General features: G+C 71.4%; 9 protein-coding genes, 1 tRNA gene and 1 pseudogene. 7 read left to right on the plus strand and 4 right to left on the minus strand.

Annotation, left to right across the window (positions count from 1 at the left end; genetic code table 11):
• Nucleotides 1-112 precede the first annotated feature (112 nt).
• Entirely contained in the window at nt 113-967 is an 855-nt protein-coding gene (locus EBM89_RS18340) for an ABC transporter permease (protein WP_122151074.1), read from the minus strand.
• Nucleotides 964-1,887, minus strand: coding sequence for an ABC transporter ATP-binding protein (locus EBM89_RS18345; RefSeq protein WP_122151075.1), 924 nt, complete (start codon nt 1,885-1,887; stop codon nt 964-966). Before EBM89_RS18345 ends, EBM89_RS18340 begins: the two co-directional genes overlap by 4 nt.
• Before the next feature lie 172 nt (nt 1,888-2,059).
• On the opposite strand from EBM89_RS18345, the gene EBM89_RS18350 reads away from it, so the two are divergent.
• Both EBM89_RS18350 and EBM89_RS18355 read left to right on the plus strand, forming a co-directional pair.
• On the plus strand, nt 2,060-3,379 hold the full coding sequence (locus EBM89_RS18350) for an AAA family ATPase (protein WP_147463617.1): 1,320 nt from the start codon (nt 2,060-2,062) through the stop codon (nt 3,377-3,379).
• A 1-nt stretch (nt 3,380) separates the two neighbouring features.
• The gene (locus tag EBM89_RS18355; protein ID WP_122151077.1) at nt 3,381-4,022 is read left to right on the plus strand and encodes an RloB family protein; all 642 of its coding nucleotides are present in this window, start codon (nt 3,381-3,383) and stop codon (nt 4,020-4,022) included.
• A gap of 3 nt (nt 4,023-4,025) precedes the next feature.
• Here EBM89_RS18355 and EBM89_RS18360 read toward each other — a convergent pair whose 3' ends face one another.
• On the minus strand, nt 4,026-5,279 hold the full coding sequence (locus tag EBM89_RS18360; RefSeq protein WP_439647208.1) for a pyridoxal phosphate-dependent aminotransferase: 1,254 nt from the start codon (nt 5,277-5,279) through the stop codon (nt 4,026-4,028).
• A 170-nt stretch (nt 5,280-5,449) separates the two neighbouring features.
• On the opposite strand from EBM89_RS18360, the gene EBM89_RS18365 reads away from it, so the two are divergent.
• From EBM89_RS18365 to rplA, 5 genes are all read left to right on the plus strand, one after another.
• A tRNA-Trp gene (locus EBM89_RS18365) sits at nt 5,450-5,522 on the plus strand.
• 107 nt (nt 5,523-5,629) lie between these two features.
• On the plus strand, nt 5,630-5,911 hold the full coding sequence (gene secE / locus EBM89_RS18370) for a preprotein translocase subunit SecE (protein WP_122151079.1): 282 nt from the start codon (nt 5,630-5,632) through the stop codon (nt 5,909-5,911).
• A 76-nt stretch (nt 5,912-5,987) separates the two neighbouring features.
• Nucleotides 5,988-6,794 (plus strand): transcription termination/antitermination protein NusG, encoded by an 807-nt coding sequence (gene nusG, locus EBM89_RS18375; RefSeq protein WP_122151080.1) that lies wholly within the window; start codon nt 5,988-5,990, stop codon nt 6,792-6,794.
• Nucleotides 6,795-6,889: 95 nt separating this feature from the next.
• Nucleotides 6,890-7,321 carry a 50S ribosomal protein L11 gene (rplK, locus tag EBM89_RS18380; RefSeq protein ID WP_122151081.1) on the plus strand — a complete coding sequence of 144 codons (432 nt, stop codon included), beginning with the start codon at nt 6,890-6,892 and terminating at the stop codon, nt 7,319-7,321.
• Between the two features lie 101 nt (nt 7,322-7,422).
• Nucleotides 7,423-8,142, plus strand: coding sequence for a 50S ribosomal protein L1 (rplA, locus tag EBM89_RS18385; RefSeq protein WP_122151082.1), 720 nt, complete (start codon nt 7,423-7,425; stop codon nt 8,140-8,142).
• Between the two features lie 141 nt (nt 8,143-8,283).
• Here rplA and EBM89_RS21475 read toward each other — a convergent pair.
• A pseudogene (locus EBM89_RS21475) lies at nt 8,284-8,504 on the minus strand (hypothetical protein); the annotation flags it as partial.

Below are 8,504 nucleotides of genomic sequence, written 5' to 3' on the forward strand. Positions count from 1 at the left end.
GCGGCGCCGGGCCCGCGCGAGCGCGCCGCCCGGGCGCCGGGTCACCGACCCGCCCCGGTCGCGGCCCGGCAGGGCGTCGACATCCGCATGCGCCCCAGTGTGGCCCGGTGCGTCAGCCGTCGTCACGCCGCCGCCACCGGAACGTCCGCACCCCGACGACCAGCCCGACCACCAGCCACGCGGCGAGCACCGCGGCGGTCATCCCGTGCTCCCAGGTGCCCGCGGGCTCCAGCGACGCGGCGGACTCCGGCAGGAACACCGAGCGCATGCCCTGCGCCATCCACTTCAGCGGGAACACCGACGCGACCTGCTGCATCCAGGTCGGCAGCTCGTAGAACGTGAAGAACACGCCGGAGATGAACTGCAGCACCAGCACCACGGGGGTGACGACGGCGCTCGCGGACCGGCCCGAGCGCGGCAGCGACGAGAACCCGACGCCGCAGATCGCGCCGGCGGCCACACCGAGCACGAACACCCACGCGAACGTCCCCCAGCGCGCGGCGTCGTCCGGCAGCGTGACGTCGAACGCCAGCGCCGCGACCGCGAGCAGCAGCGCCACCTGCACCACCGACACGACGAGCACCTGCCCGACCTTGCCGAGGAAGTACGACGCGGGCGGCAGCGGCGTGCCGCCGAGGCGCTTGAGGCCGCCCTCGTCGCGCTCGACCGGGATGGAGATGGCCAGCGACTGGAACGACGACAGCAGGACGCCGGTCGCGATCATCCCGGGCAGGAAGTACTGCGCGAACGGGACGCCGTCGCCGACCTCCGCGCCGTCCTGCCCGAAGACCGTCGCGAAGATCGCGAGCATGATGATCGGGTACGCGAAGATGAAGATGATCGCGTCGCGCTCGCGGAAGAACGCGCGGATCTCGTAGCGGGCGCGCTCGACGCCGAGACGCAGCGTGCCGGGCAGCGGCCGGGCGGTGCGCGGTCGGCTCGCGCCGTCGAGGGTGGTGGTGCTCATCGCGCGGCCTCCGTGGCGGTGAGTGCGGGCGCGGCGTCGACCGCGTCGGGTGCGGTGGCGGGTGCGGGAGCCGCCTCGGCGTCGGCGATCAGGCCGAGGTACACGTCCTCCAGCGTCGGGCGGAGCACCTGGAGGCCGGGGACCTCGGTGCCGAGCCGGGTCGCGAGCGCGGCGACGACGGCGGCGGGCGTGTCCGTGCGCTCCTCGCGCACCGCGCCGCCCTCCGTCCAGCGCACCACGGCCTTGCGGGCCTGGCGGCCGCCGAGGTCGGCGGGGGTGTCCACCGCGACGACCCGGCCCGCGTTCACGACGGCGACCCGGTCGGCCAGCTGCTCCGCCTCCTCCAGGTAGTGCGTGGTGAGCAGGATGGTCGTGCCGTCGGCGCGCAGCCCGCGGATCAGGGACCAGAACGCGTGCCGGGCCTCGGGGTCGAACCCGGTCGTGGGCTCGTCGAGGAACAGCAGCTCCGGGCGCCCGACGATGCCGAGCGCGACGTCGAGGCGGCGCCGCTGCCCGCCGGACAGCTGCCGGGACCGGGTGCGGGCCTTCTCGCGCAGGCCGACGGCGTCGATGACCTCGTCGGGGTCGCGGGGGTCCGGGTAGTACCGGGCGAAGTGGTGCACGAGCTCGGCGACCGTGGCCTCGGCGAGGTCGTTGCTGGTCTGCAGCACGATGCCGATGCGGGCGCGCCAGTCGCGGCCCGCGGTCTGGGGGTCGACGCCGAGGACGCGGACGTCGCCGCCGTCCCGCCGCCGGTAGCCCTCGAGGATCTCGACCGTCGTCGTCTTGCCCGCACCGTTCGGCCCGAGCACCGCGACGATCTCGCCGCGGGCGACCGCGAGGTCCAGCCCGTCGACGGCGCGCTTCTCGCCGTACCGCTTCTGCAGGCCCGTGACCCGGACCGCGAGGTTGTCGTCCATGGCACCAGCCTGGCCGGGGCGGTCGCGGCGGCGGGACGACCGGCGGACGGGACCTGCCGTCCACCGATCGGTGGACGGGTAGGTGCTCCCCAGCGGGCCTGACGACACGGCGCCGCGGTGTAAGGTCGATCTGTTCTGTCTTGTGTCTCAGATCGCCACTGGAGGCTTGTCCATGCTCATCGCGTTCAGCGTGGCGAACTTTCGTGCGATACGAGAAGAGCAGCGGATGCTGTTCACCCGGGCGGGCGGTGGACATCGTTCGCGCCTGGACCTTGACGCGCCGACTCCTGGTGGGGTCACCCCGGTGCTCGCGCTCTACGGCGCGAACGCCTCGGGCAAGTCCACGGTCCTCGAGGCGCTGTACTGGATGCGTCACATGGTCCGGGACTCCGCGCGCTGGGAGGCGGGGAGCTCAGTTCCGATCCAGCCGTTCCACTTCGACGAGCCGGACGACGAGCGCCCGATGTCGTTCGAGGTCCAGATCCGCCTGGGCGACTCCGAATACCGGTACGGCTTCGAGGCGTTGGCAGACAGGTTCACCGCTGAGTGGCTCTACCAGACGCCGTTGGATGCGACGCGCAAAGTCGAGCGACGGCTGTTCGAACGCCGGACGTCCGAGGACGGAGTGACTACTGTCGACGCGACGTCGTATCTCAAGGGCCGCAAGAGCGCGATCATCGACGCCACCCGGGCCGACTCCCTCTTTCTGTCGCGCGCCGCGCAAGAGAACTTCGCGGCTCTTCTTCCGGTGTACGCGTGGTTCCGTTCACGACTCGGCCCCGGTATCGCGGGTGCCGACAACCAGCCCCTGCGGATCCGTCAGACGAGAGAGCTCGTCGAGGGCTCGGAGGCGGGGCGTAGGGCGGTTGAGAGGCTGCTGCTCGCGGCAGACCTGGGTATCCGCGGGATCGCGGAGGCCGATGACCCGGCGCACGAGGTCCCCGAGGGTTTCGTGCAGATGATCACGTCGGCTGATGTCTTTAGTGGTGAAGCCCAGGCGCGCGACTTCGTCGAGAACAATCGGAGGCCTCGTCTGCTCCATCAGGTCGACGGGCGCCCGCCCGTCCCGTTCGCGTGGGATGACGAGTCTGCAGGGACGCAGGAGCTGTTCGCACTCGCCGGGCCTGTGGTCGAAGCTCTAGCCGCGGGTTCGGTGCTGGCTGTCGACGAAATCGAGTCGAGCATGCACCCCCTGCTGGTGCGCGCAGTGGTCGAGCTCTTCCAGTCTGTCGAGTCGAATCCGTACGGCGCTCAGTTGCTGTTCTCGACGCACGACACCACGCTGCTCGGTGACTTCGCCGGTCTCGGGTACGTGCTGGATCGCGACCAGATCTGGTTCGTGGAGAAGTCGCGACATGGTCAGATCGAGCTGATCCCGTTGACCGATTACAAGCCAAGAGGCAGTTCGGACCTCGAGCGCCAGTACCTCCAGGGCAGGTATGGAGCGGTGCCCTTGCTGAGCACGTCCCTGTTCGAGGGTCGGGAGCGCTGAGGTGGGGCGTCAGCACCGTCCGCCCCGCTCGACCGCGCGGGGAGCTCCGCGACGCGAACCGGGGCGGAGGTTCCTTGTCGTCTGCGAAGGGCAGACCGAGAAGGCGTACTTCACCTACGTCCAGCGAGTACTGCGAGAGGGTGTCACGGTTCAGGCGGTCGTCGGGAAGAGATCTGACGCGGTCGCGGTCGTCTCCCAGGCGGCGAAGGCGCGCGAATCCAGGGCGGATTTCGACGAGGTATGGGCCGTCGTCGACCACGACGGTCGTACCGCTCGGGTCGAGGAAGCGCGGGCACTGGCCGCGAAGCGCGGGGTTCGTCTTGCCCTGTCCAACCCGAGCTTCGAGGTGTGGCTCGTGTGGCACCTGCGCGAATTCAGCCTGTCTTGCGATCAGAAGGCCGTGGAAGCCGCGCTCTCTGCAGCATGTGAGCAGGGCTACATCAAAGGGACGCAGGCAGACTTCGCTCCGTACGCCGGACGGATGGGCGAAGCACTCGCTCGTGCACGGGCCCAGCGCGAACGCCACGCACGTGACGGCATCCAGTTTCCACTGGACCGGCCCTCGACAGACGTCGACGTACTCATGGGCGGCATCGTTGACTCCGTCACCCGCCGCAGGGCTAGGGCTGACATCGCGCTCTAGGCCTCAGCCCTCGGCGAGCAGCGCCTGGATGCGCCCGACGCCCTCGGCGAGGTCGTCGTCGCCCAGGGCGTACGACAGCCGCAGGTACCCGCTGGGCCCGAACGCCTCGCCGGGCACGACCGCGACCTCGGCCTGGTCGAGCAGCAGCGCGGCGAGCTCGGCGGACGTCGTCGGGGTGACCCCGCGGAACGTGCGGCCGAGCAGCCCGTGCACGGCCGGGTACGCGTAGAACGCGCCCTCGGGGGCGGGGATCCGGATGCCGTCGATCTCCGACAGCATCCGCACCATCGTCCGGCGGCGGCGGTCGAACGCCTCGCGCATCGCGGCCACGGCGGACAGGTCCCCGGTGAGCGCGGCGACGGCCGCGCGCTGGGAGACGTTCGCGACGTTGGACGACAGGTGCGACTGCAGGTTGGTCGCGGCCTTGACGACGTCGCGCGGGCCGACGAGCCAGCCCACCCGCCAGCCGGTCATCGCGTAGGTCTTGGCGACGCCGTTGAGCACGACGGTGGTGTCCGCGAGCTCGGGGACGACGCGCAGCACCGGGGTGAACACGGCGTCGTCGTAGGTGAGGTGCTCGTAGATCTCGTCCGTGACGACCCAGATGCCGTGCTCCAGCGCCCAGCGGCCGATCTCCTCGGTCTGCTCCGGGGAGTAGACCGCGCCGGTCGGGTTGGACGGCGAGCAGAACAGCAGGACCTTGGTGCGCGGGGTCCGCGCGGCCTCGAGCTGCTCGAGGGTGACCTTGTAGCCCTGGTCCACGCCCGCGACGACCTCGACCGGCACGCCGCCCGCCAGGCGGATCGCCTCGGGGTACGTCGTCCAGTACGGGGCGGGCAGCAGCACCTCGTCGCCCGGGTCGAGCAGCGTCGCGAACGCCTGGTAGACGGCCTGCTTGCCGCCGTTGGTCACGAGGACGTCGGCGGGGTCGACCGCGTAGCCCGAGTCGCGCAGCGTCTTGGCGGCGACGGCCTCGCGCAGCACGGGCAGGCCGCCGGCGGGGGAGTAGCGGTGGTTCGCGGCGTCCCGGGCGGCGGCGACGGCGGCCTCGACGATGTAGTCCGGCGTCGGGAAGTCCGGCTCGCCCGCGCCGAAGCCGATGACGGGCCGGCCGGCCGCCTTGAGGGCCTTGGCCTTGGCGTCGACCGCGAGCGTCGCGGACTCGGCGATGCCGCCGACGCGCGCGGAGACGCGACGGCGGTCGGTCGGGCCCGCGGCGGGGCTGGTGGGCTGCTGACTCGGGGCGTGCGCGCTCACGTGACCCATCCTGGCAGAACACCGCCACGGGGTGCGGGTGAGGTCCGGGGCCCGGGCGGTTCGATAAGTGGGCGCCGGTCGCGTACAGTAGGCCGTCGGCGGTTGACGTCCGCCATGATGAGCCGCGCCCGCGAGGGTGCGGACGGCATCGTGGTGGTGGCGGTCGCCGAAGGGTAGTGGCGCAATTGGTAGCGCACCGGTCTCCAAAACCGGCGGTTGCGAGTTCGAGTCTCGCCTGCCCTGCGTGTGGTCACGGACCGCGGGCCTCCGGGGATCCCCGGCCGGGCCGGCGGCCGACATGAGGCGACCGGCGTCCCGCCGGCGTCGCGAGACGTAGGGGAACGGATCAGGTGAGCGACTCGGCACCCGTGGCGGCGTCCGACGCGGACGAGCCCGCCCGGAGCAGCGGCAAGGACAAGCCGGCCCCGGAGAAGCGCCGTGGCCTGTTCGCCCGGATCGCGCTCTTCGTCCGCCAGGTCGTCGCCGAGCTCAAGAAGGTCGTCCGGCCGACGCGCAACGAGCTCGTCACCTACACCGGGGTCGTCCTCGTGTTCGTGGCGGTCGTCATGGCGTTCGTGACCGTCGTCGACCTGGGTATCGGCCAGGCGACGCGCTGGATCTTCGGGGGCTGAGCCCCCGCGGGCCCCGCGCGCCGGGTCGCCCGCCCCTCAGCACCTCCCCGCCCGCAAGCAGAAAGCAGGTCCGCCCGTGTCGCAGGAATCGCAGGAGCCCGTCGGCGCCGCCGAGTCCGAGCTCGACGACGTCCTGGCGTCGGTCGAGGCCGTCGAGGCGGACGCGGACGAGCAGGCCGAGGTCACCGACGAGGCCGCCGGTCTCACCGACGGCGACGACGCCGTCGAGGACGAGACCGTCGAGGTCGCCGAGGTCGAGGTCGACGAGCCCGACGTCGAGGAGGACCCGGTCGCCGCGTTCAAGGCGCAGCTGCGGTCGCAGCCCGGTGACTGGTACGTCATCCACTCCTACGCGGGCTACGAGAACCGCGTGAAGACGAACCTCGAGAACCGCACCCAGAGCCTCAACATGGAGGACTTCATCTTCCAGGTGGAGGTCCCCATGGAGGAGGTCGTCGAGATCAAGAACGCGCAGCGCAAGGTCGTGCGCCGCGTCCGGATCCCCGGCTACGTCCTCGTCCGCATGGACCTCACCGACGAGTCGTGGGGCGCCGTCCGGCACACCCCCGGCGTCACGGGCTTCGTGGGCCACACCCACCAGCCGGTGCCGCTGACGCAGGACGAGGTGTTCTCGATGCTCGCCCCGACGATCGAGGAGAAGCCGGCCGCGGCGTCCTCGGCGTCCGCGCAGAAGTCGGCCACCCCGATCGAGGTCGACTTCACCGTCGGCGAGTCCGTGACCGTCACCGACGGCCCGTTCGACACGCTGCCCGCGACGATCTCCGAGATCAGCCCCGAGAACCAGAAGCTCAAGGTCCTCGTCTCCATCTTCGGCCGGGAGACCCCGGTCGAGCTGTCGTTCAACCAGGTCGCCAAGATCTGACCCGCCGCCCCGGACGTCCGGGGCGCGCGAGGACGCAGCACTGCAACCGGGTCATCGCCCACGGCGTCGGCCCACGAGAGAAGAAAGGGTGGCTCATGCCCCCGAAGAAGAAGGTCACCGGCCTCATCAAGCTCCAGATCAACGCTGGTGCCGCCACCCCCGCGCCGCCGATCGGTCCGGCGCTGGGTCAGCACGGCGTCAACATCATGGAGTTCTGCAAGGCCTACAACGCGGCCACCGAGTCGCAGCGCGGCAACGTGATCCCGGTGGAGATCACGGTCTACGAGGACCGTTCCTTCACCTTCATCACGAAGACCCCGCCGGCCGCCGAGATGATCAAGAAGGCCGCGGGCGTCGCCAAGGGCTCGCCCACGCCGCACACCGTCAAGGTGGCCACCCTGACCTCGGCCCAGGTCCGCGAGATCGCGCAGACCAAGCTCGAGGACCTCAACGCCAACGACATCGCGGCCGCGGAGAAGATCATCGCCGGCACCGCGCGGTCGATGGGCATCAAGGTCGAGGGCTGACACCCACGACCGACCCCCGCCCGGGGACGTCCCGGGCGGGTCAGTGGCAGGGCCCTGTGCGGCCCGACGACCACGACTGCTGAGAAGCAAGGAGAGAGCAGATGGCGAAGCACAGCAAGGCGTACCGCGCCGCGGCCGAGAAGATCGAGGCCGGCACCACCTACAACCCGCTGCAGGCGATCCGCCTCGCGCAGGCCACGTCGACCACCAAGTACGACGCGACCGTCGAGGTCGCGATGCGTCTCGGTGTCGACCCGCGCAAGGCCGACCAGATGGTCCGCGGCACGGTCAACCTGCCCCACGGCACCGGCAAGACCGCCCGCGTCATCGTGTTCGCGAACGGCGAGCGTGCCGAGCAGGCCCGCGCCGCCGGTGCGGACGAGGTCGGCGGCGACGAGCTGATCGAGAAGGTCGCGGCCGGGTACACCGACTTCGACTCCGCGGTCGCCACCCCGGACCTCATGGGCAAGGTCGGTCGTCTCGGCAAGGTGCTCGGCCCGCGTGGTCTGATGCCGAACCCGAAGACCGGCACCGTGACCATGGACGTCGCGAAGGCCGTCGCCGACATCAAGGGCGGCAAGATCGAGTTCCGTGTCGACAAGCACGCGAACCTGCACTTCATCATCGGCAAGACGTCCTTCTCGGACACCCAGCTGGTGGAGAACTACGCCGCGGCCCTGGAGGAGATCCTCCGTCTGAAGCCGTCCGCGTCGAAGGGCCGCTACATCACCAAGGCGACCGTCTCGACCACGAACGGCCCCGGGATCCTGCTCGACCAGAACAAGACCCGGAACCTGACGTCGGAGGAGGACGCGGCCTGAGGCCCGTCCCACCCGGACACCGATGAGGCCCGGCTCCCCTGCGGGGGGCCGGGCCTCATCGCGTCCCCGGGCGGGGGAGTGATCCCGCACGACGTCGGGGGAGCCGTCCCGGCCGACGCCGTGCGGGGGTCGTGGGGCGGGTCAGTGCCCGCCGTGGTGGCTCTGCTCGGCGGGCAGGCCCGGCGAGGGAGAGCCGTGGGAGCCGTGCGGGACGGCGTGCGCCCCGGCCTCGGTGGCGGCGAGCCCCGGCACGGTGACCAGGGCGACCAGCAGCGCGCCCGAGGCGAGCAGGGCGACCTGCCCGCCCGCACCCGCACGGCGGCGGGTCCCGGGGGCCGCGGCCGCCCGGGCGCCGAGGGCCA

Source organism: Cellulomonas triticagri (genome assembly GCF_003696205.1).
GTDB classification, from domain to species: domain Bacteria; phylum Actinomycetota; class Actinomycetes; order Actinomycetales; family Cellulomonadaceae; genus Cellulomonas; species Cellulomonas triticagri.